This window comes from Aminobacterium sp. UBA4987 (assembly GCF_002396985.1).
Classification (GTDB): Bacteria; Synergistota; Synergistia; order Synergistales; family Aminobacteriaceae; genus Aminobacterium; species Aminobacterium colombiense.
This window is the reverse complement of record NZ_DGZF01000004.1, coordinates 90,047-113,405: the sequence shown is the minus strand read 5'-3', so window position 1 is coordinate 113,405 and position 23,359 is coordinate 90,047. Positions and strand designations below refer to the sequence as shown.

At 41.3% G+C, this 23,359-nt stretch carries 20 protein-coding genes; 3 read left to right on the top strand and 17 right to left on the bottom strand.

Going from position 1 to position 23,359, the window contains the following annotated elements:
• Positions 1-6 precede the first annotated feature (6 nt).
• The 16 genes from B2U56_RS01925 to B2U56_RS01850 form a co-directional block, all read right to left on the bottom strand.
• On the bottom strand, positions 7-1,218 hold the full coding sequence (locus tag B2U56_RS01925; RefSeq protein ID WP_286951925.1) for an O-antigen ligase family protein: 1,212 nt from the start codon (positions 1,216-1,218) through the stop codon (positions 7-9).
• A 689-nt stretch (positions 1,219-1,907) separates the two neighbouring features.
• Positions 1,908-3,248, bottom strand: coding sequence for a D-glucuronyl C5-epimerase family protein (locus B2U56_RS01920; protein ID WP_286951923.1), 1,341 nt, complete (start codon positions 3,246-3,248; stop codon positions 1,908-1,910).
• Between the two features lie 233 nt (positions 3,249-3,481).
• Entirely contained in the window at positions 3,482-4,480 is a 999-nt protein-coding gene (locus tag B2U56_RS01915) for a Gfo/Idh/MocA family protein (protein WP_286951922.1), read from the bottom strand.
• A 14-nt stretch (positions 4,481-4,494) separates the two neighbouring features.
• Complete coding sequence (locus B2U56_RS01910) at positions 4,495-5,817, bottom strand: nucleotide sugar dehydrogenase (RefSeq protein ID WP_286951920.1); 1,323 nt, start codon at positions 5,815-5,817, stop codon at positions 4,495-4,497.
• A gap of 19 nt (positions 5,818-5,836) precedes the next feature.
• Positions 5,837-6,610, bottom strand: coding sequence for an SDR family NAD(P)-dependent oxidoreductase (locus B2U56_RS01905; RefSeq protein WP_286951918.1), 774 nt, complete (start codon positions 6,608-6,610; stop codon positions 5,837-5,839).
• The gene (locus tag B2U56_RS01900; RefSeq protein WP_013049101.1) at positions 6,603-6,824 is read right to left on the bottom strand and encodes an acyl carrier protein; all 222 of its coding nucleotides are present in this window, start codon (positions 6,822-6,824) and stop codon (positions 6,603-6,605) included. The genes B2U56_RS01905 and B2U56_RS01900 overlap by 8 nt, the downstream gene beginning before the upstream one ends.
• A gap of 6 nt (positions 6,825-6,830) precedes the next feature.
• A complete protein-coding gene (locus B2U56_RS01895) occupies positions 6,831-7,844 on the bottom strand; it encodes a 3-oxoacyl-ACP synthase III family protein (protein ID WP_013049100.1) in 1,014 nt (337 codons plus the stop codon).
• Positions 7,845-7,869: 25 nt separating this feature from the next.
• Positions 7,870-8,751, bottom strand: a complete 882-nt coding sequence (locus B2U56_RS01890; RefSeq protein ID WP_013049099.1) for a UDP-glucose 4-epimerase — start codon at positions 8,749-8,751, stop codon at positions 7,870-7,872.
• A gap of 29 nt (positions 8,752-8,780) precedes the next feature.
• Positions 8,781-9,896 (bottom strand): glycosyltransferase family 4 protein, encoded by a 1,116-nt coding sequence (locus B2U56_RS01885; RefSeq protein ID WP_286951915.1) that lies wholly within the window; start codon positions 9,894-9,896, stop codon positions 8,781-8,783.
• Positions 9,897-9,911: 15 nt separating this feature from the next.
• The gene (wecB, locus tag B2U56_RS01880) at positions 9,912-11,003 is read right to left on the bottom strand and encodes a non-hydrolyzing UDP-N-acetylglucosamine 2-epimerase (protein ID WP_286951913.1); all 1,092 of its coding nucleotides are present in this window, start codon (positions 11,001-11,003) and stop codon (positions 9,912-9,914) included.
• 38 nt (positions 11,004-11,041) lie between these two features.
• The gene (locus tag B2U56_RS01875) at positions 11,042-12,289 is read right to left on the bottom strand and encodes a glycosyltransferase family 4 protein (protein ID WP_286951911.1); all 1,248 of its coding nucleotides are present in this window, start codon (positions 12,287-12,289) and stop codon (positions 11,042-11,044) included.
• A gap of 6 nt (positions 12,290-12,295) precedes the next feature.
• Positions 12,296-12,907 carry an acetyltransferase gene (locus B2U56_RS01870; RefSeq protein ID WP_286951910.1) on the bottom strand — a complete coding sequence of 204 codons (612 nt, stop codon included), beginning with the start codon at positions 12,905-12,907 and terminating at the stop codon, positions 12,296-12,298.
• Positions 12,900-13,565, bottom strand: a complete 666-nt coding sequence (locus tag B2U56_RS01865) for a sugar transferase (protein ID WP_286951908.1) — start codon at positions 13,563-13,565, stop codon at positions 12,900-12,902. Before B2U56_RS01865 ends, B2U56_RS01870 begins: the two co-directional genes overlap by 8 nt.
• Positions 13,565-14,695, bottom strand: a complete 1,131-nt coding sequence (locus tag B2U56_RS01860) for a DegT/DnrJ/EryC1/StrS family aminotransferase (RefSeq protein ID WP_286951906.1) — start codon at positions 14,693-14,695, stop codon at positions 13,565-13,567. Before B2U56_RS01860 ends, B2U56_RS01865 begins: the two co-directional genes overlap by 1 nt.
• Positions 14,682-16,544, bottom strand: a complete 1,863-nt coding sequence (locus B2U56_RS01855; protein ID WP_286951905.1) for a polysaccharide biosynthesis protein — start codon at positions 16,542-16,544, stop codon at positions 14,682-14,684. Before B2U56_RS01855 ends, B2U56_RS01860 begins: the two co-directional genes overlap by 14 nt.
• Positions 16,537-16,875 (bottom strand): NAD-dependent epimerase/dehydratase family protein, encoded by a 339-nt coding sequence (locus B2U56_RS01850; RefSeq protein WP_286951903.1) that lies wholly within the window; start codon positions 16,873-16,875, stop codon positions 16,537-16,539. Before B2U56_RS01850 ends, B2U56_RS01855 begins: the two co-directional genes overlap by 8 nt.
• Before the next feature lie 434 nt (positions 16,876-17,309).
• Here B2U56_RS01850 and B2U56_RS01845 point away from each other — a divergent pair, with 434 nt between their 5' ends.
• Genes B2U56_RS01845 through B2U56_RS01835 form a run of 3 tightly spaced genes read left to right on the top strand, consistent with a single transcriptional unit; the run spans position 17,310 to position 22,144 of the window.
• A complete protein-coding gene (locus B2U56_RS01845) occupies positions 17,310-19,571 on the top strand; it encodes an SLBB domain-containing protein (RefSeq protein WP_273313141.1) in 2,262 nt (753 codons plus the stop codon).
• Between the two features lie 16 nt (positions 19,572-19,587).
• On the top strand, positions 19,588-20,844 hold the full coding sequence (locus B2U56_RS01840; RefSeq protein WP_286951901.1) for a GumC family protein: 1,257 nt from the start codon (positions 19,588-19,590) through the stop codon (positions 20,842-20,844).
• Positions 20,845-20,860: 16 nt separating this feature from the next.
• Positions 20,861-22,144: a hypothetical protein gene (locus B2U56_RS01835; protein WP_013049089.1), complete on the top strand. Its 1,284-nt coding sequence runs from the start codon at positions 20,861-20,863 to the stop codon at positions 22,142-22,144.
• 34 nt (positions 22,145-22,178) lie between these two features.
• Here the strand turns inward: B2U56_RS01835 and B2U56_RS01830 are convergent, their stop codons facing one another.
• The gene (locus tag B2U56_RS01830) at positions 22,179-23,192 is read right to left on the bottom strand and encodes a Wzz/FepE/Etk N-terminal domain-containing protein (protein WP_286951899.1); all 1,014 of its coding nucleotides are present in this window, start codon (positions 23,190-23,192) and stop codon (positions 22,179-22,181) included.
• Positions 23,193-23,359 lie beyond the last annotated feature (167 nt).

Genomic DNA, 23,359 nt, shown 5'->3' with positions numbered 1-23,359 from the left:
GAATGCTTAATAGTTAGCAGGGAGACATTTTTGTTCCTTTGTAACTGAAAAACGAGTTATCAAGCCTAAAAATATCCAAAATTGGAAAGATGTCAAATATGAACCGCTTACAATCAAAGGCACGAACCCGATGCAAAACCACATTAACATTAGGTTTGCTCTTGTTTTATTTTTTAAGAACAGGGATCTGATAGTTATACACCCTAAAAATAGGAGAATAATTATTCCAACTATGATTCCAAATCCAGATATGATTTCCAAAAAAATGTTATGAGAATATGTTCCCCCTGTATAAAGCCTGTCTCCTGCAAGGCCTATTCCCATTAAAGGGTGAGCTTTTATTTGATCCACAATAGTGCTGTAAATAACTTCCCTTCCGCTAAGATGAACTTTGTCCCTTAAAAACAACGCGATAGTTCTGCTGTGAATATTATATTTCATTAGGATTTTGTTTAAGAAGGTAAAGATTTCCTTTAAAAAAAACACTGAAAAAAATAACGTAAAAAAAACTGACAATTTAAAAACCCAATTTTTAACGGAATTCTTTCCTGATTGAGTCATAAAATATAAAATGACATAAATTCCTATGCATAGAATGGCTCCTCTAGAGCCGAGTGCAAATATGATAAACACAGCTATGGTTGTAATTAGGCCAGACTCAATGGACCTTTTTACAAAAAAATTATTCATGTGTACTATGACGGGAAGAAGCATGTAATACGATAGTGACATGCTATATGGTCCTAAAGATATTCTGTTAGTGATGGCTAAAAATGCAGTCATTGCCCCTATAAAAAAGACGATAGTACCAGTTTTTTTCATAATAGACTTAAAAACTAATAGGTTATTTATACTAAAGCTGTAAACGAAGCAAGGTAAACACATGAAAAAAAAGCTAAACAAGGTGGCTTTCAAATAAGGAGCGTTTTGTTGGAAAAAAAGAAAGTTTAACAAAAAAATTGTGGCAAAACCACAATATATGAATATGAATATAAGACCATTTCTTTTAAAAACAGTCAGAAAGGAATATATAAAGAATAGACCAACGGTAGCTTTGGATAGCAGCTGTACCATCTGTCCCATATTTGTGTTGATGATATTAAAATAATAGAGTACAAAGAACTGAGCCATCAAAACAAAAAATGGGGACATAATAGCAATGCTGATTTTTCTATCCTTGGCGCACTCTCTTTTGATTATTGTTTTTGTTGAGAACATTTATTTACCTCTCTCATTCATTGGGTTACAAAAAAAGAAAAGGGAAGTTTCAGATGTGCAAATAGAACCACGACAAATTTTCTCCCTTAAAACTAATTTCAAGGAAAGAAAATAGAGACAATGATCACTATTTAAAAACACCTTAATGGGCTTTCGCTTTGCGCCGTGCTTTTTATTGTAAATTGTTTTTATAAGCCGCCTCAAGAATCTCCACTGTTTTCAATGCCTCTCGTCCTGTTAAAATAGGCGCTGCCTTGCCATTGAAGATATCAATAATATAAGCGACAACTCTTTTTAGCTCAATGATGGCTATATGACTTCAAACATTATGTGTCACATTTCTTACCCTCACCTTTTTCTTTACAGTGGCAACAATGTAAAATCGGAATTAATTATGTAAACGGTTTGCTGCCTGCTGTGTTTCTGTGACGCCGTTTGTTATTCCATTACCGATAGCAAGAGCCCTTAGCATATATGCAGGCAACACAATATATTCTGTACCATTTGCCTAAATTATCATGATTAAGTAAACATAATCGAATAAGTCATAACGGAGCATGTATCTTATCTGCCAGTAACAGAAAAAATTTTTATGAGCGATGTAGTGACTCGTCAAAAGCTCTGTTTTACTTCACTTTATGTCTATCTCAAATAAGGCACACATAAAAATTTTATTAAAAGCAATAAAATTAGTCGTTTTTCCTAAACCCAGGCACTAATGTACTCAAAGTTACTACGGGCCGGTCATAGTTGGCAGAAACGCTTTTTAATCTTCGCATAGGCATTACCGCATTGAGAGCAACGTTTTTATTCCCGTTATCGCTATATATATCGACACGTATAGCAGATGCGAGCACGGGATTGCTGAAAGAAAGAAAAATATCTTTTTGGATGTTCTTTTCTGTACTCCATATTTTTATCCATTTGTCATTTTGAAAAAGTGAAACCGATAGAGACAGGGGAGCAGCTTTTTGAAAATGTGCACCTATAAATACCCCTTCAAGAGCTTCCTCGGATGCCATATGAACCTCGTAGTATGTAGGGAATTTATTATGAGACCAATAACGGTTGCCAAACCACCCGGCTGCTTCATCAGGTCCATGTGTATTGGGATTAGTAGAACCTTTAGCGTTTCTTATATCCTTTAACTCTTCGTATTTTTTAAATAAAATTGCTGCATGTAAAAATTCAGGCTTCTTTGTAATCTCAAATAATTTTTCGAGCTGCCAAACATGTAGAGCATTATAGCCATTTCTGGGAGCAATGATTGGCTGATCCCCATCTTTAACTTTGAGAGAGTAAAAAGAAGAAAACCCTGCATCGAAATCGTGTAGATGGTTACGAACAGTAGCTATTCCACGAGTTACAACATCGTATACTTTTTTATCAGAAGTTAGATTCGCAATGTCAATTAAGCCGAGTAGACCCGTTATATGCCCATTCAAAATGCAAAATCCTTTGCAATCGGGACTCGCTACTTCTTGTATCCATAAACCCATTTCACCGCTAGTGACCACGCCACCAGAGGACATAGGATGAAAATAAACTTCTATTGCCTTTTTAGCAATATTTTCAAAATCCTGGTTACCAGTGATTTCATAGGCTCTAAGAAGAACGCCAGCAATCAGAGATTGTCCAATCCCCGAAATCCAACCAGGTTTGGCTCCAAAATATGTATTTTCAAAAGGATATATCCAATAGGCCATCCCTTTTCGCTCTTCTTTGTACGAAGAAAGCAGAAATTTTGCTTGCAGAAGAAAATCATTTTTTAGATTATCATCTGTACAATTAGTCTTATACCAGTCGTTATATAGTGCATGCGCATACCTAGCTATAAAAAAGGGGTTGTGCCACTTTCCCAGCGAACTGTAGGCTTTCCCATAATCAAATACCAGTATTCTGTTTTTATCTAAAGAGCGTCTTCCTGAGTTTGCATATTCTGTTGCTGAAGATGTTATACCGTATTTAAATGGTGCTAAATTGGCACTTTCAGAACGCCCCGCACAAAATAAAGAAATGATAGTTATCATGATTAGACTTATTAATTTAAAGGTAAATATGGGAAAGTTAATGTTGTTTACCGTTTTTTTAACATGCTCAAAGGTCACCCCTGTGATTATGTTTTATGTAAAGTTTTATAATTTTTTGGCGCCTCTTTTTGTTGCTTTGCTGGGGTAATTTTCACAAACACACTTGTGGCGCGTATATATCTTAAATTTTTCTGTTAAGCTCTAAAGCTATTTTTTGTCAAGAACTCCTTTTATTACTGATTTTCATAAGCCTTTTGAAGAATCTCCACTGTTTTTCGTGCTTCTCGCCCCGTGACGATAGGCGCTGCCTTGCCATCAAAAACGTCTACAACGTTGCGATAGTAGTCAAGATGCCCAAAGCCGTAGACGCTCTTGGGGGACGTATTCACTTCATGAATGGATTCATCCATGGGGTTGCTATCTGCGAATTGCCATGTTTCGATTTTGTTCATGGCGACTCCGCCAATTCGTACAGTTCCCTTTTCTCCAAGTATGGTAAGGCTGCCTTCCAGGTTCTTGGGGTAGGTGAGGGTAGTTACGTTAATAGAGCCAAGGGCTCCGTTTTTAAATTTCAGATTGACTACGATAGTGTCTTCTGCTTCAATGCGCCGGGCCAGGGTACAGCCGAAGGCGCTGACCTTTTCCACATCCCCGCCCATCCACTGTACCATATCCACGTAGTGCGCTGCCTGGTTTGAAAGGCATCCGCCATCGTATTTCCACGTTCCCCGCCATGGGGCCTGGTCGTAATAGTCTTGAGGGCGGGTCCAAAACACATTAGATGTGATCATATAGAGCTTTCCAAATCGCCCGGCCTCAAGGGCTTTTCGCAGAAGCTGGACTGTTTTGTTAAAACGGTTTTGTTTTACTACAAGATAGTGAACCTGTGCTTTATCGCACGCGTCTATAGCGGCATTGACTGATTCAAGGGATGTGCCTGCTGGTTTTTCACTGATGGAATGTTTACCAGCCTGAGCTGCCATAATAACGTGGTCTGGGTGAAGGCCCGATGGAGTGCATATAGAAACTGCATCAAAGTTTGCTTCATTAAGCATGCTTTGATAGTTGTAGTAATCCTTGCAGCCAATTTGGGATGCAGCAGAATCGGCCCGTTCAGGAATGATGTCGCAACAGGCAACAAACTCTGCTTTACCTTCTTTCTTCAGTTCAGCTAAAGATTCTATGTGGTTTTTACTGATTCGACCGCAGCCGAGCAGGGCAAATTTATACATATGGCATAGCTCCTTTATAAGATATGTAAGTTTTCTAAAGTCTCTGGCCTGATGTTAAGGCTTTGGCTTAAAATGTTTTTGGTATCAAAAATCAGCTTTGCATTGTCAGCAATAAGCTTGTAATCAACGTTCTCTTTATGGGCCGTTGTAATGACCACGGCATCTGCCTTTTGTACAAGTTCTTGCGTAAGGGGAGAAGAAAGAACTTTTTCCCCATTTAATAAAACTTCAGGGCAATAAGGGTCTGTATAGGTGACGACGGCTCCCTTTTGCTCTAGAAGCTGCCAGATCTTTAGGGCAGGGGATTCTCGAAGGTCGTCGATGTCTCCCTTATAGGCTATTCCACAGAGAAGTATTGCGCTGTTTTTAAGAGGTTTCGCCTGATCGTTCAGAAGGTTCATAAGTCGTTCCACCACATGCTCTGGCATGAGGTCGTTAATTTCTCCGGCCATCTCTATGAGCCGTGTATGGTAATCGTAGGCTCTGGCCTTATAGGTAAGGTAGAATGGGTCTATGGGAATGCAGTGTCCGCCGACCCCGGGGCCAGGGTAGAAAGGGACAAAGCCAAAGGGTTTTGTGGCAGCTGCGTCAATAACTTCCCACACATTAATGCCCATTCTATTGCATACAAGGGCCATTTCGTTAGCTAGAGCGCAGTTAACAATACGGAATGTATTTTCAAGAATTTTCGTCATCTCTGCTTCTTTGGGAGAAGAAACGGCACAGACAGGGGCATTAAGCACAGCTTCATACAAGGCTTTTGCGTGCTCTGTACATAAGGGAGTACATCCGCCAACAACTTTAGGAGTGTTTTTTGTTTTATAAATATGATTCCCAGGGTCTACGCGTTCTGGAGAAAAAGCGAGATAGAAGTCTTTACCTACTTTTAACCCTTTTTCTTCAAACAGAGGTAAAAGAACTTCTTCTGTTGTGCCAGGATATGTTGTTGATTCTAAAACTATAAGCATTTCTTTATGTATATGATTTGCTACAGATTGTGCTGAACTCACCACAAAAGAGAGATCTGGCTGTTTAAATACATCTAATGGAGTAGGTACACAAATGGTAATGACGTCACATTTGCCAATATCAACAAAATCACTGGTAGCATGCAAGTGCCCCGAAGCGACTAACTCTTTAAGCTCTTGGGGAATAATATCCCCTATATAGTTTTCTCCCTTGTTTACTTTCTCGACCTTCTCCGATTGAATATCAAAACCAGTTACATGAAATCCGGCTTTTGCTTTTTCAACTGCTAAAGGAAGGCCAACATAACCAAGGCCAATAACGCCAACGGAAGCTTTTTTTGATTGAATTTTTTGAAGTAAAGTTTTCATTTTTTGTCCGCCTCAAATATTAACAAGAATATCCACCATCAATAATTAAGCTAGATCCAGTAACCCATCTACTGGCATCTGAAAGTAAGTAGATGGCTGCGTAGGCAATATCATTTGGTGTGCCAAGACCTAGAGGGTGAGAAGATACTATATTTTGCTCAAATAGTTCTTCTCCCAGTTTCTCTCGAGTACTTTTTAACATTGGAGTATCCACCCACCCAGGGCAAATAGAATTAAAACGTATTCCTATAGGAGCATATTCTAGTGCGAGACAGCGAACTGAAGATGCAAGAGCTGCTTTTGAACTAGCATATAATATTAGTCCACTTTTCCCCTTTAGAGCTGTAATAGAAGATATAGCAACTATACTCGCATTTTTTGTATGGTTCTTCTTTTTACAACAAATTTGAGATAAGAAGAGAAAGCTCCTGTAGTTTACATTAAAGATATTATTATAATCTTTTTCCGTTCTAATTCTGTTTAATGGTTGAGTAATTGTTAATCCGGCACTATGTACCATCCCATGTAAAAGTCCCCATTTCTGAATAAGGTTGTCGATTGTCTCTTCAATCTCATATTCTTGAGAGAGCAAATCAAGAGGGACAATTCTATGATTGCATCCTTCAAGCAAGGAAAATGTCTTTTCAAGCTTTTCTTTAGATCGTGCAAGAAGAGCTACTTGTCCTCCCATGCGGCTGATCCATATAGCTATAGCTTGTCCTATTCCTGAAGATGCGCCGGTTACCAGTATTTTCTTGTCTTCGAGAGAAAAAGGGTTTTTAAAGTTATTCATGCATCTCATCTATGATATCTTGAACTATTTTAAATTCTCTTAACTTTTCGACAGAAATGTTTCGTCCAAAGGATTTACTGAACATTCCAATCAGAGAAATTAATGCCAGAGAGTCCCATTCGTCTAAAGAGTCAAGAGAGCGAGTAGAAATTAGATTTTTAGAATCAGTTTCTATAGTTTCTGCAAGTAATGCTATCTTTTGTTCCAATGTCATGTTTCATTACTCCTTCCATGTTAGTACGGCAGATCCCCATGAATATCCAACACCGAATCCAGCGAGGAGAATTTTTGCTCCGTTATGAAAAAGTCCTTTCATTCGAGTGTTTTCAAGAGCAATAGGAATTGTACTAGATACAGTATTTCCATAATCTTTCATATCGATAATAAATTTTTCTTCAGGAATATCCAGCTTTGCGCGAAGAGTTTCAAGCATAAACTTGTTAGCTTGGTGGAAAACAAAAAAATCTATGTCTTGCATTGTTAACGATGCTTTTGCTAAAACTCGTTCTATTGTCAGAGGCACTGTATTTAATGTAAAAGTGAAGATTTCAGGGCCATTCATATATAGATTATCAAGAGAACGGATATTACCATTAGCGTCAACTTGTTCCTTAGCTGTTTCAGAGGAACAATGCAATGCATCTCCACCAGCTGGAACGATAAGATTCTTGGCTCCAGCTCCATCTGTTCCCCAATCGAAAGCATCAAGAGTAGCCATTCCTTGAGTTTCTGATAGAAGTGTAGCTGTTGCTCCATCGCCAAAAATTGTACGCGTACTTTTATCTTGAGGATTAATATAGCGGCAATATTTTTCTGATGTTAACAGTAATACATCGTGGACGTGTTTTGCTTGCATCAAAGATGTGGCTAAAAGCAATCCATAAATATAACCGGAACATCCAAGGTTGAAATCTAACGCTCCGATCGTTTGTTTCAAGCCGAGTCTTTCTTGTACCAAACAGGCCGTTGTTGGAAGAAAATAGTCTGGACTTTGCGTACAGAGAAGAAGAAAGTCAATGTTATCTTTTATAATATCTTGACTCGAATTAAAGAGAGCTTCTGCTGCTTTTACGGCCATTTCTGATGTTGCTTCTTCATTGGCAATATGGCGGTTTTCAATGCCTGTCTTCCGGTAGATTTTATTCGCAGACCATGATTCATATTCTTTTTCTAGTTCTTCATTTGTTAAAATATTTTGAGGCAAATAATAGGCAATTCTAGCAATACTTAGCATTCAAATCATCCCTATCGCTGTTTATTTATATATTAGAGCGAGTTCTTAACATCCGTTTAAAATGGTCCATCGCGAAATTTCCTGAAACTCTTTCGTTATCCTTCACATTTCTTACTACTACTGATCCGATTAATACTTGGGCGTTGTTTCCTAGCGTAATTCTGTTAGAAAGGGTAGCCCCAGGACCTATCCAGATGTCGTTTCCTGTCGTTACAGAACCAGATATGATAGCTCCTGCTGCTACTAGACAAGAGCATCCGATATGAACTCTATGAGCTATGTGTACTAAGTTGTCTATTTTAGTATGATCACCGATGATAGTATCACGTCCCATCAGTCCCTTATCTATTGACACATTAGACCCGATCTCTACATTTTCTCCTATAATGACTTTCCCGTCATGGTAAACTTTCTTTTTGTTTCCATTGATATCATCATAACAATGAAAACCATGAGTTCCAATAATTGTTCCGGGCCCTATTATTGTACCTTTTTGTATGGACACGCCATCTAATATGGCGGCTTGGGGATGTATGATTACTCCTGATTCTATGCTTACATTATAAGGAGAAACATAAGCTGATGAAGCTATGTTCGCATCGGGATCTATTTTAGTTACCTGACGTGATATATTTAATTTACAAAATTCATTATGGATATCGAAAAAAATACTTTTAGGTTTCTCTATAATAATTTTTTCTATTTCAACATCTATTTTTTGTGCATCTTCTGGATTGACTAAAATAGCAACGATATTAGAATTTTGAGCTAATTTAGAAGCAAATTTAGGATCAGAGAGAAAACTTACAGTATTAGAATAAATGGCATCCATTAATCCAGTGTGTTCTATCTTATTTTTAAAAGAATCATATCCTGTATATTTAGTTATTAGTTTTTTTATTTCCATTTAGACCCCTCTTTTGCTATTCTTGTGCGTTACTTTTGAAACAGCTTTTTATAGAAGATAATAAGTTTTTTGCATTCATTGTCCCAATTATACTTTGTTTCTATTGCTTTTAAACCGTTTCTTCCCATTTTTTGAGCTTCTTCTGGATGATCTAATACCCACTGCATTGCTTTTGCTATCTTTTCAGGACTAAGAGGATCAACGAGGAGGCCACACTTGGCTTCCTCTACAATTTGCCTCCATAAAGGGAAGTCTGATGCTATTATAGGAATTCCTGCAGACATATATTCGAAAAACTTATTAGGTTGAGCCCCAATATGATTGGGTACCGGATGAAAAAGTACAAGCCCAGCTTTTGCTTTTTTTAATATTTCGACAACTTCTTTTCTACCAACAAAACCTTCATATTGAACTTTGTTCCATCCATGGAGAAGTTTAATTTCTCTAGATAATTTTTCAGTGCTAAATTTTCCTGCAAGAATAAGGTTTACTTGAGAATTCGCCATGTATTCTAAAGATTTTACCATTTCTTTAATCCCACGAATTACTGTTATCCCCCCAATGTAAGCAAAATATGGAGGACGGTTTGAGTAATTTTTTAAGTCCAATTCTAAAAACTCTTCACGAATAGGAAAGTTTTGTACCATAATAGTTTTATGAGAAGGGAATCTATGTTGCTGCACGGGAGCAACGATTACAATGCCATCAAAAAATTTTGCTCCTATCCATTCAACAAATTCTGCTGCGAATGCAATACCCTTTCGACTCCAACTTGGTAACCATTCTTTAGTGCGTATTTGACGAGGAAGGTCTTCATGCACGTCATATACTACCTTTTTGCCTATAAATTTAAGTATAAGCCCCATGAGAATAAGTTCAGGGTCATGAAAATGATAGAGTGAAGCTTTTAGTTTAACTGCTTCTTTTAAGGCATGCCATTGGCCACGTATCAAACGAAGAAAACGACCGTGTTCTTTGTGTATGAATTTTACCTTCACAGAGATATCTGTTAAAGACATAGGCGTTTCTGGCGCAACCAAAAATACTTCATAGCCTGACTGGCTCAATGATTGGCATTCTTTTGCGAATATTCGAATATCATTTGCGGAATGTACAGTTGTAATATGACAAATTCTTTTTCTCATAGTTTTTAAAGGACCTCATTTATTCAAGTATGTCATAATATTTTTCACAATAGCTTTTGCTGCATTTCCATCTCCGTAGAGATTGACAGGATATGCTATAAATTTATTTTCTAAGATACGAGGCAAAAGTTCTTTTGCTGCGTTTCCTGGTACAAGTTGATTCCAACCAGATTCTATGATTTCCTTCCATCCTGTATCGGGCATAATTACAGCTGCTTGCTTTTTTGCGTAGTATGCTTCTTTTTGTAGGCCTCCACTGTCCGTAACAACGTTTGAACACCCTTCAAGAAGTCCCATGAGTTCCAAATAACCGACGGGTTTGATAATGTGCATAGTGTCAACGTATTTAGTGAGGTTTAATTCCTCTATTCTTTTTTGAGTTCTTGGATGCATGGGGAAAATGATAGGAAGTTTTGTTCTTTCAATCAAACCATTTAGCCCTCTGAGAATAGAAAGAAAATTCTCTTTGTTATCAACATTAAAATCTCGATGTAAAGTGACAAGTATATATTTGCCTTCTTGAAGGTTCAGATTATGCAACATCTTATTTTTCATAAAATGTGGTTTCATTCGAAGAAAAAGGTCATACATTACGTCTCCTGCAATATAAACACCGCTTGTTATATTTTCTCGCTGGAGATTTTGATAAGAAAGTTCAGAGCAACAAAAGAGGAGAGATGATAAGTGATCTGTTACTACGCGATTGACCTCTTCTGGCATATTTTTAGGATATTGGCGCATACCTGCTTCAATATGAGCTACGGGAATGTTAAGTTTTGCAGCTGCTAACGCTCCAGCAACAGTGGTATTTGTATCTCCATATACAAGAACGAGATCGGGTTTTTCTTGAAGAAGAATGTCTTCAAACTTTTCGAGCACTGCCGCTGTTTGCTTTCCATGACTGGAAGACCCAACCTCTAAAAAATATTTAGGGGTTGGGATTTGAAGTTCCTCAAAAAAGAGATCAGACATATTTACATCATAATGTTGACCGGAATGTACTAGTATATGATTCCAGGCATTGGTTTTATGAACTTCAGACGCGATAACTGCTTCTTTTATAAATTGGGGACGGGCCCCAACGAGGGAAATAATTGTATTTTCCATTAATTTTATGCTCCTAATTTTGTGTTTAAAAGTCAATACTATACTAGTTTTTTGAGTTCTATAGCAAGTTTTTTTGCTAACTTTCCCCAATTATAATGCTCCTCCGCATACTTCAGACCTTTTTCTCCCATGTCAATCTTTTTTTCGGGACTCAATTCTTGAAATTTTAGTAAGGCTACAGGCAATTCTCGTGCTGATGAAACAGCAAAACCTGCCCCAGATTCAATAACAGGGTTTTGTGCATATTGTCCGATTGAAATTATGGGTTTGCCAGCGGCATGATAGTCCGCCAACTTATTTGGGCTAATTCCATATTGAAATAATGTTACAGAGGAAGAAACTAGATTAAATAACAATGCGTCTGCTTGGTTAAGAACGGACCATATTTGCGCCTTGGGTACTGGATTGTGTATAAAACAGGGTAATCCATTCTGCTCAATATAACTGGATAATGATTCTTTAAGGGGGCCATTTCCCCAAAAATGGAATTCAAAGTTTTTAAGTTTTTCTTTACTTGCTTGAATGACCCGTAAGATTTCATCTAGCCCATTTGCTTGCCCTAATGCTCCCGTATAAACAATGCGGAAGGGTGGGCGAGCCTCTTTTTTATTTTCAGGCAGAATTGTTTCTCCTGAATCATTAGTTGAATTAATATCTATGTTAGTCCCATTCGTGACCCATAAAAATTTACTTTCTGGAAGCCCCCAACGATCAATGTAATATTTTTTCATAAGAGGAGCTGTTGTTATAATAAGAGCGGCTTCTTTAGAGAGAAGTTTATCTATTCTATCGAAATAGAATACTAGTGGATTCCATTTTTTAATTCTACCGAGTTCTATTAAGGTCAAAGGCCATAGGTCCCTAACCTCATATACAAATGGTACTTTGTACATTTGTGACAGCTTATAGCCAGCATAAGCTGCCCACGGGTGAACTGTTGAGCCTATGATAATGTCTGGGTGTTCGTATTTAGTCTTGTTGGGAGAAAGAATTTTCGTTGTTTTAAGATAAAATGAGTACATATTTCTTATTCGTCCCAACGAAGCGTTCCCACTGTACGAAGGTAAATTGATGGATAAAAATGACACGCCCTCATATGTGTGGGAAATAGGATTTTCACTGTTTCTTTCTTCTGGAAGAACAGTGTCTCCCAAGTGATCAAAAGTTCCATTAACGATCATTACGTTATTTTCTAAAACACAAAGCTTTTTTGCTAAATTAAAATGTCTCGTCCCTCCTGCGAAGATAGGGGGGCGGGCATGTTGGTTTATCCACCAAAGTTTCACTTATACTCACCCTTTCATTCTTTTTGCAGGATTTCCTATATAAATCTTATTGTTTTCTAACGAAGTAATAACATTACTGCCAGCTCCTGCAATAGCCCATTGGTTTATAGTTACATTCGGAATAACAGTAGTACCAACTCCAAGTAAAGCCCCTTCTTTTACCTGCACATTTCCGGCTAAGTGGCAGCCAGGGGCAATATGTACAAAATTCCCAATGCGGCAGTCATGATCTATTGACGCACTGGTATTTACTATGACGTGTTTGCCGATGATGGTGTCAGGTTGTATCACGGCTCCTGCGAAAACGACGCTTCCCTCTCCTATAGAAACAGAAGAGTGAACCATGGAAAAAGGATGTATGGCTGTAACCCATTTGACATGAGGCAAGCATGAGGCTATTTTTTGACGAGTTTTGTTGTCTCCAATAGCTATTATTGCATAAGTTTCTTCGTTAGCGAGAAGGTGTGTTCCCCCAACAATAGGAATATTCCAGATGGAAGAGTTCCATAAGGTTGGGTTGTCGTCGTAAATCGCATTTATCGCGCATCCACATGCTTGTAAAGTGCTAATGACAACCTTTGCATGCCCGCCTGCACCTATAATACTTACTTCATTCATAATAATCTTTCCCTTGCTTGCTTATTTCTGTAAGAACACTCCCGGTAAAACGTGGCATTGTAGCTTCTCCCTGTGCCGATATTCCTTCCCGTTTTATTATGGCCTGGATTGTTTTTGCAATGATCTTCAAATCGAGTATGAGATTCCAGTTTTCTACGTACCATGTGTCTAATTTAAATTTTTCTTCCCATGTCAAAGCATTTCTGCCATTTACTTGGGCCCAGCCTGTAATTCCGGGAAGTACGCTAAGACGTTTTCGTTGTTGCTTGTTGTAAAGAGGAACATATTCAGGTAAAAGGGGCCTTGGCCCCACAAGGCTCATATCGCCTTTAAGAACATTAAACAGTTCCGGCAACTCGTCTAAGCTCGTTGATCTAAGAATTCTTCCAAAGGTTGTGAGCCTGGTACTATCAGGCAACAACTTCCCGTTCTCATCTTTTTCATCAGTCATGGATCTAAACTTGTACATAGTAAAGATCTTTTCGTTGAGGCCTGGCCTTTCCTGTTTAAAAATTACAGGGCTGCCAAGTTTTATTCTGACCAGTAGTCCGATTATCACGAGAACCGGACTCAGTATTATCAAAGCTGTCAATGATAAAAAGAAGTCCATAGGTCTTTTGAAAAACCTTCTGTAAATTCCACTCTTAGGTGTTTCCATTATCCTCTCCATAGCTTTTTAATAATCTCTACAATCCTTCCTAAATCCTCATCTGTCATTTTAGTGTCAGAGGGGAGGCAAATGCCATTCTGAAACAACTTCTCAGATACGTCTGTTCCTATGTAATCATATTCTGCGAAGAAGGGCTGCATGTGCATTGGTTTCCATACCGGTCTTGATTCAATGTTTTCTTTTTCAAGAGCTTCCATTATATCAATAGGGCTTACCTTTCTTTTTGAGGTCAGGCATGATAGCCAGCAATTTGGTTCGTTCCACTCATTGATGGGCATGAACTGTACTCCGTCTAAATTGCCTAGCTCTCTCTTATAAAACTCGAAGATGTATTTCTTTTTGGCAAGCCTCTGATCAAGAACTTTTAGCTGGCCTCGGCCAATGCCGGCAACTACATTGCTCATGCGGTAATTAAAGCCTAGTTCGCTATGCTGGTAGTGCCTCGCCTTATCTCTGGCCTGAGTTGCCCAGAAGCGTACCTTTTCAATTCTCTCTTCGTTATCAGAAACGAGCATTCCGCCGCCTGATGTGGTGATGATTTTGTTGCCGTTAAAGCTGAATATTCCATACTCGCCGAAGGTGCCGGTATGTTTTCCTTTGTAATAGGTGCCCAGCGACTCTGCTGCGTCTTCAATAACGGTGACGTTGTGTTTATTGCAAATATCCATGATCTTATCCATATCTGTCGATAGCCCATAAAGATGTACAACCAGAACGGCCTTAACTTGAGGGTACTTTTCAAAGGCTTCTTCCAGTAATTTAGGGTTCATATTCCATGTTTCATAGTCGCTATCTATAAAAACCGGTATGGCGTTCTGATAAATAATGGGGTTGGCTGTGGCAGAGAAAGTAAGGCTTTGGCAGAAGACAATATCTCCTTTGCCGACCCCCGCTGCTTTAAGGGCCATATGAATGGCACCTGTTCCAGAAGTCAGTGCCGCAGCATGTTTTGCGCCGACCCTTGAAGCGAAGTCTTTTTCGAATTCGTTTACGTTTTTCCCAAGAGGAGCAATCCAGTTGGTGTCAAAGGCTTCTTGTATATACTGCATCTCATACCCTTCTTCGCTCATATGAGGGGATGAGAGATAAATCCTGTTCTTATTCTCATATTTGTTCATGAACAGCACCTTCTATTTCTTTAGACTTGAATTGGGGTACAACTTCAAATAGCCTTTTGCATATGTCTTCATTGTTGCCGCTGGCTGCGGTTTCAAAAAGGCCGGCAAGTTTTGCATCCAGGTCCGCTGGCAAATCGTTGCTTTTGGCCTCGAATATCTTCTTATGGTGTGTTGCTGTGGTGCCTTCTTCCGCTGTTAGTAATTCTTCAAAGAGCTTTTCTCCTGGGCGAACGCCGGTATAAACAATATCTATATCTTCGCCTGGTTCAAAACCTGAGAGGCGTATAAGGTCTTTGGCGAGGTCAACAATTTTTACGGGGTCTCCCATGTCAAGCACAAAGACCTGCCCGTTCTTCTGCATGCCCCCGGCCTGCAGAACAAGCTGGGCTGCTTCGGGTATGGTCATAAAGTACCGTGTCATATCTGGGTGAGTGACCGTTACAGGGCCACCTTTTCTAATTTGGTCTCTGAAAATGGGTACGACGCTGCCTCGTGATCCAAGCACGTTTCCAAAGCGAACAGACATGAAATGCTGCCCTTCCCTGGCTTCTTTTGCCGCTTTTCGCACCACCATTTCGGCCACCCGCTTAGAGGCTCCCATAATAGATGTGGGGTTTACCGCCTTGTCTGTGGATATGTTGACGAAGTAACTGGTGTTAAAGCGCAAGGCATTTTTTACAAGGTTTTGTGTGCCTCCAATGTTGTTTAAAATGGCTTCGTCAGGGTTGGTTTCCATCATGGGCACATGTTTATGAGCCGCCGCGTGGAACACAACTTCAGGCCTGTATTGTTCAAAAATATGCTCGATTTTATGGGTGTTTCGCACGTCTGCTACCATCGTAACATAGGGAATATGAGAATAATTTGCTTTCATCTCCCTTTCAATGTTAAAGAGGCTGTTTTCTCCTCGACCGAGGAGGATGAGAAGCTTAGGTGAAAAATGACATATTTGCCTGCATATCTCAGAGCCGATGGATCCGCCGGCCCCCGTTACAAGAACTACTTTGCTAGAGAGGTAGCCGGCTATTGAGTCGATATCAAGCCTCACTGGTTCACGGCGAAGCAGGTCTTCCACGTCTACAGGGCGAAGCAGTGATATTGAAACTTTTCCGCTGATTACTTCATAGATGCCGGGAATAATGCGGTATTGTACTTTGGCTTTCTTCGCAAGTTCAACAATGCGCCTTACGGTGGTTCCAGGGGCAGAAGGCATAGCTATGATAACTTCTTCAATACTGTGTCCTCGAACCACTTGTCTCAGGTCGCCAATGGGGCCAAATACATCGAGGCCTAAAAAGCGGGTTTCTTTTTTCGAAGGGTCATCGTCGAGAAATCCAACAGGAACCAGCCCAGACTCAGGATGGCGGAATATTTCACGGGCGATCATGGTTCCAGCATCGCCAGCCCCTACGATCAGGGTTCTTTTTTTGTTTATGCCTGTTTTGCGGCCAACAATTTCTTCAAAGATTATTCTGCTGGCGAATCGGCTTGATCCCATAAAGACGGCGTAGACAAGAGCGTCGATAAGGGGAATGCTGCGAGGGATATTGTAGTTGTGTCCCAGCATAAAGGCGATGGAAGAGGCGATTAAGGCGAAAGTAACAGTAGATTTAGCGAGGGCAAGGGCATCCCTGGTGCCTACTGTGCGCCATGACTGGCGGTGGAGGTTGAAGTAATAATTGAGGGCCACTTTGATAAAAACACTTATATATGTGTAGGTAAAGGCACGGGGGGCGTATTTGCCAAGAGGCAAGCCAATGCGAAGAGCGAAAGCGCAGTAGGCCGCGAGTGCGCCGAGCAAAATGTCGATACCTAATTTTATAAGAAGCATCTGTTTGCTTTTAGTCATGAGAGCCACCTAATTTTAGAAAGCCATTGTACGGTTCGTTCAGCGAGAGGCGGTTTCTGCCTGCATTGTTAAAGTATTTACCAAAAACTTGTGTGTTTTCTGTTGTGGCTACAAGCAAATTGACCTGAACAACATTATCAATATAGCAGAAGTCTCGAGTGTTGTCGCCGTCTCCATATATAAAAGCCGGCTGTTGCTTTAGAAGGGCTGTTATCCATGCCGGGATGACGGCGGCATAAGCGCCGTGAGGATCTTGCCTTGGGCCAAAGACGTTTGAGAGTGGGGTGAAAATTTTTTGTATTTGGTGAAAGTAGTTTTTATAGACATTCATGAAGTGTTAGTCCTTTCAGAAAGAGCACGTATTGCAGTGTCTCCTTTCTTCTTTTCAAGGTTTGCATCTTATTATGCATTGTCATTCCTCAAAAAACAAATGCGGATTTTAAAATTGAGGTTTCAGCGTAATTGGCTGGCAAAACCTATTTTGTTTATAAAAGTTTAAATTGCACTAGCAAATTAATTGCTCACACTGTAATATAAGACGAACAATATGTTTCGTCAATTGAAACAAGCCGGGGCTTTCTGTTCATTTTTTGTACATGATGGAATAGTTGATTGTTGCTTTATGTAGACGTTCATTGGCCCAGTCCGTGTGTTTAACAGACTTTTCCTTATTGTTGTTGTTTTGCAGATTTCAAAATAGTTTCGTATAATAAAATTAAAAAGATGCGGGACATTTTTAGTGTATCTTTCGAGGAGGTTTTTGTTGTGCGCAAGTGGGGAATTCTATTGTGTTGCTTTGTTTTTATCTTTTTCTTTGCGCCCTTTGCCATGGCCCAGACGGCGGTTTTAGATGGAGTGGGTGGAAGTGGCGGCATTGCCCTGCCAAACGTCCCGGATGTTCAGGAAGGGGGACAAATACACGCGCCCATTGTTCTTCCAGGTGGCAGCGCTCCTGATATTCCTGACATCTTTCCTTCGCAGCCCGAGAACTCCATCTCCCCTTCCTCTTCCCATGAGACTGGGAATGATTCAGCACATTACACAGAAGAAACAATAGACACAGGAGACCCTGCTTCCAATATAGATGAGTTCCAGCGTTTTATTACAGGAAGTTTGCCAGAAGAGCGCCTGACTCGCATTCAGCGATATGGAGCCGGTTTTTTTAGAAATCCTCCATCTACTTTTGCTCCGGGAGATACTGTTCCTGTTCGTCCGGATTATGTGATTGGGCCTGGTGATGAGATTAGAATCAATGTCTGGGGCATGGTGGAAGGAAGCTGGGTTGAAACAGTGGATCGCCAGGGAGCCATTACTATTCCCAGAGTTGGCGTAATAGGAGTGGCGGGAATGACCTTCGAAGAGCTTCGCTATGCTCTTCATCAGGAGTTTTCAAAGTACTACTCCAATTACGAAATGAATGTGACCCTCGGCGCGCTGAAAAGCATCAAGGTGTATGTGGTGGGAAATGCGAAAAGGCCCGGAGCCTATACAGTCTCTTCACTTGCGACCCTTGTAAACGTGCTTCTCCAGGCTGGAGGGCCCGACAGCAACGGCTCAATGCGTAACATAACAGTAAAACGGAACGACAAGATTGTTGCAACCTTTGATATGTACGATCTGCTCATGAAGGGCGATAAAACAAAAGATATCAGGATGATGCCGGAAGATGTGGTGTTTATTCCTGTGGTAGGGCCTCAGGCGGCCATTGTGGGAAATGTGAGGCGGCCGGCTATCTACGAACTTAAAAATCCTCTGAATGTGGAAGGCCTTATCGCTATGGCCGGCGGTATGACTGCTACAGGGTATAAAGGCCGTGTACAAATGATGAGGGTTGTGGATCAGGAATACAGAACGATTTTTGAAGGGGATTTAAAGCGCCTTTCAAAAAACTCCATAGGATCTACCATGCTTAATGATGGCGACTTCTTGCGTATTTTTTCTGTTATTGAGCGGCAGAGTACGGTAAAAGTTGCCGGGCCTGTGGCGAAGCCTGGTATTTTCTCTATTGAGCCTAATGTAACCAAATTGAAAGATGTTCTCGATTGGGCCGGCGGGCTTCTCTATTACGCAGCAGATGATGTCGAGATTACCCGGGTTGAGGCGACTCCTCAGGGGCCGAAGACACATCAGTTGCGTGTGAATGCTAAAAGGGTTCTGGCGGGAGACCCCTCAGAAAACATAATTGTGCAGATGAATGACTTTATTTCAGTAAGGGCCATCCCTAATTGGAAACTTTATAAAAGAGTAGAAATCTATGGGGAGGTTAAATACCCAGGTGTTTATCCCATTCAGGAGGAAGAAACTCTTTCTTCCCTTTTAACACGGGCAGGGGGTTTTACCGACAGGGCTTACCCACGTGGTGCAATTTTTACAAGAGCGAGCGTGAAAGCCGCCCAGCAACGGCAGGTTGATGAAATGGCAAAGCGGATGGAACGAGAGCTTCTAGCCGTGAATACCAACGAAATGTCATCGGCTCTCACATCAGAAGAGGCAAAAATTCTTCAGTCTGAGGCAGAGCAGAAACGGCATCTGCTGCAAAAGATGAAAGAAATCCAGGCCACTGGCCGTATTGCCACGTTGGTCGCAGAGCCAGGGGTGTTGAAGGGAACAGCCTATGATCTTGTACTGGAAGAAGGGGATGCCCTCTACGTTCCGGCGAACCCGTCTACTGTTCAGGTAATAGGATCTGTTCTCAACCCTTCGGCCTTTATTTATGATAAAAGACTTTCTTTTAAGGATTATGTACTGATGGCAGGGGGTTATACCAGCGAGGCGAGCCCAGCCAGGATCTATGTTCTTAAAGCGGATGGTACGGCCATGCGTGTGAAGCCTTCAGCTCGGGAGGTTACACCCTGGGTGAAGGAGTTCAACAAAGGGGATGACTGGAACCTCATTGAGCCGGGAGACGCTATTGTGGTGCCGCAGAAGATGGCCAGCTACCGGGGAATGCGTCAGACCCGGGATTATGTGGATATGCTCTATAAAGTAGCGGTAACAGCAGCGAGCATACATAACATTACAAAATAATGAAGAGGATAGGATTATGGCTGAAATGAAGAATGGAGAAGAAATTCATTACTTTGAAGACGACGAGATTTCCCTGCTTGATCTGCTGCTTGTACTCGCCCGGCAGAAAAAAATAATAATGGGAATAACGACCCTTTTTGTGGTCGTGGCAATTATAGCCAGTTTGCTTATGACAAAGGTATACCAGGCATCGACGAGAATTTTGAATCCTGTTCAGAGGCCGTCTTTTGCCAGTCTGATGGAAGAAAAGGCTGGGTTAATGGGTGATTTGCTGTCTTTGGGCCCCACTGGCGGCAACGTTTATGTGAGCATGCTGAAGAGCCGCTCTTTACAAGACCAGGTGCTTGATCGTTTTGTTTCAAATGGCTGGAGGGATATGGTTGGGGCAGGGAAAGAAATGAGACGTCATGATTTTGTTGCTGAAAACATAGGAGAAATGTCTGTAACTGAAGAAAAGAATGGAACCATTCTTGTAACGGTATCTTACACTGATCAGTATAAAGTGGCGGATATAGCCAATGCCTATGTGGAAGAACTGCAGCATATGGCAGACCATTTTTTTTCCACAGAAGCGGCTCAGCGGAGAGGATATTATGAGAATGAACTGGATTATGCCCGTGAAGCTTTGGCCCAGGCTGAAAAAAGTTTGCGGGAGTTTCAGGAAAAAACAGGTGTATATATGGGAGACGCCCAGCTAACGGCCAATATTCAGAACAGGGTGAATATGCGAGCTCAGATTGCTGCAAGAGAAATACAGCTGCGATCCCTTTTATCCTATGCGACACATCAGAACCCTAAAGTGGTAAAGCTTGAAAAAGAGATAAATGGATTAAAAGAAGAGATAGCCCGTTTAGAGTTGGTAACAGACTCTGGTGATCCCCTCAATCCTGTTGGAGGTATGCCGGCGGCTCGATTTGAGTACCTTGAGAAGTTCCGTGACTGGAAGTTTCAGGAGGTTCTGTATAATACCCTGCTCAAGATGTACGAGACGTCTCGTCTCGACGAAGCCTATACGCCTGTGACTATTCAGGTGCTTGATAAAGCGGTGACTCCAGAGCAGCGTATCAAGCCAAAGCGAAAAATGATGGTGGTGCTGGCTGCCATGTTAGGGCTGTTCGTTTCTATTTTTTGTGCCTTCCTGGCGGAGGCGTGGAGCAGGGCTGAAAAAGACCCTGAACAGAAAAAAAAGCTAAAGGAATTTAAAGAAGCTTTAGGAGTGCATTGGCTGCAAAGGGTGCTCAAAGGCTTAGTGCCTTCCAGGTCGTCAAGGTAGCAAGGGCGAATATACAATGAAGAAATGCTTTTTCTTTATCCTCATTCTTCTGCTTATGATTTTTCCTTTTGGGGAAAAGGCTTTGTGCAGACAAAAAGAGATATACGAGAAGGGGTGGTGCTTTCCAAGCATTGGGAAAGGCAATGGCTTTTGGGGACTCAGTGCAGGGGCTCATTTCTGGACAGACCATTTGGATTTCAGAAACTTGCAGCTTTTGACAGATGTGGATTTAGGGGCTGGCCTGCGATGGCATAGTATTATCCGCTCTAATAAAGAAATGAACGGTTTAGGGGAGTGGGCCCCCCGTTTTGACGAAGCTTTTATTGAGAAATATGGTTTTTATGTAGATGCAAACGGAACACTGAGTTTGAGTGCCAAGCTTGGAAGAAGCCGCTATTTACGTTTCCCCTATCCGGATGCTATCGCCACCTTTGATCAGGTGCCGGGAATCGGTGACCTCAAGGGCGGAGATGAAACAGGCTATTCCGGCCTGATTCTTACTGCTGATTATGCCCACAAGTGCGGCTTGGGCGTTCATGCTGCGTGGATAGACTGGGGTTTTGGTGTAGACCGCTCTTCGAATTGGGCAGAACGGTATATTTTCTATCGCAACGATTCTGGTTTGTGGCATTATGAAGCAAGGTTCGGTGACTTACCCATACGAGAAGAAGTGATGGGGGAAACGGCCCAGGGATTTAACCTTTTTGTGGGCCGCACCTTTAAGAACTGGTCTATAGGCTTCTTGTATGAGGAATTAGAGGATCAGCCGGCTTACACGGGGATTGTGGTGCGCTTTGCCCAGGGAGATAAGACGAAAAAAATGGGAGAGCTGGCTTTCGATTACACCCGTGCCCCGCGGGGTCACGCTGTTCAGATTCCCCTTCTGTCTGGAACGATAGGCCGTGTTCGGAGGGTCGACCCAACACAAGAGCCTCTTTTTAAAGGCGTTCTGATGAAGCCTGGCGAAGATGGCGCTTTGCAGGCCACAGACTACGTTCTTGTTGGTGAAGTTGAGGCTGAACGAATACGAACCTATTGGCAGAACGGCCAGGTTCGGAATTTTTATGAGCACCGTTTATCTTGCTGGGGAGATACACAGTCACCCGGCCTGGTTGTGAAGATGGTAGAAGAGCCGTGGTATTTGGAGCTTGAGTCGCTAGTGAGCCCCCATACTGATCTGTGGAGCTGGGATGACCTGAAAAAATGGGAAGAAGATCGCATGGGGCCTGCCCAGCTGAACCAGAAAGTTGTGTACCGGTTTTACAAAAAAGTGGTGCCAGGTCTTGAAAATGTGCATTAGCGTATAATTTCAAGACCTGGCACCACTACAGGTTTTACTTTTTAAGAGATAGGGATTTGCGAATAGCGGCGAGTTTTTCTGCGCGCTTGGGGTCGTTCGCTGCATTTCTCACAAATTCCATAATAAAGGCGGCGAAGACGCCTGTAAAAAGGCCAAGCATGGTGGCAAGAACTACCATGAGTGTTCGTTTGGGTTTAATGAAAGATGAAGGCGGCGTAGCTTTTTCAAGAGCCATGATCGATACGGGTCGTCTTAGCTCAGCAAGGGCCATTTTGCGTTGCTGAAGTAAAAGATACTGGTCTTCCAGTATTTGTATTTCGCGAAGGTAGCGAAGATATTCAAGGCCGCCGTCTGGCAGATCGAAGAGGGCCGTAGCACTTTGAGGCTTTTCTAACTCCAAGTGAGAATAAAGTAATTGAGAGGTTTCTTTGTCCTTAGATGGCGTTACTTTTTGTATATATCGGGCGAAATCCACTTCTTTTTCAGAGAGACTTTTTTTAGCTTCTTCTATTTCAAAGGCTAGAGTATCTTCTAACTTGGCAGTTTCAAGGTTTCTGGTTTCAATAGCTGAGTGAAGTTCTGCCTGTGCTATATCTATGGCATGGTTTGCTGCTGCGGCGGCTGTATCAGGGGCGCTGGCCGCAGCTGTGAGGGTTATGACTTTGGTTTTATTATCCATATCAGCTTGAAGACTAACAAAGGAAGCCCGTTCTGATTCGGGCAAACTGGTTTTTGTCTTGTTAATTACACTTGTGCTGGAAAAAAGCGTTGTAATAATTTCAGGGGTAATGGTAGAGGTGGAATAAACCCCTTCGGGTTTTTTATCTGTTATCACCTGATCTGATCGAGATAAAAACACCGTAGCTTTTGCCTGATAAACAGGTGTTATAGTAAAGCTGGCAATCAAGGCTATACAGAAAAAAACAGCGGTTGTAGCGAGTATTAGTCTCTTGTTTTTTATGATCGTCAGCAAAAGGTCGAGAAGGTCTATTTCGTCTTCTTCGATGGGTAGATGAGAGTGTTGTGTATTAGTGTATTCGTTTTCCATGTTGCAATGGCCCCTTTCCTGTGTCTTTGACGTTTCAAAAGGCAAAACTATAAAATTAACCACTCTATTATTATTCTTACTATAATTTCCGTCAATGGCGCCAGGTCTTGAAAATGTGCATTAGTTTTTAATTTCACATGTTGGCAGGCAGAAAAATAGCAAATGCC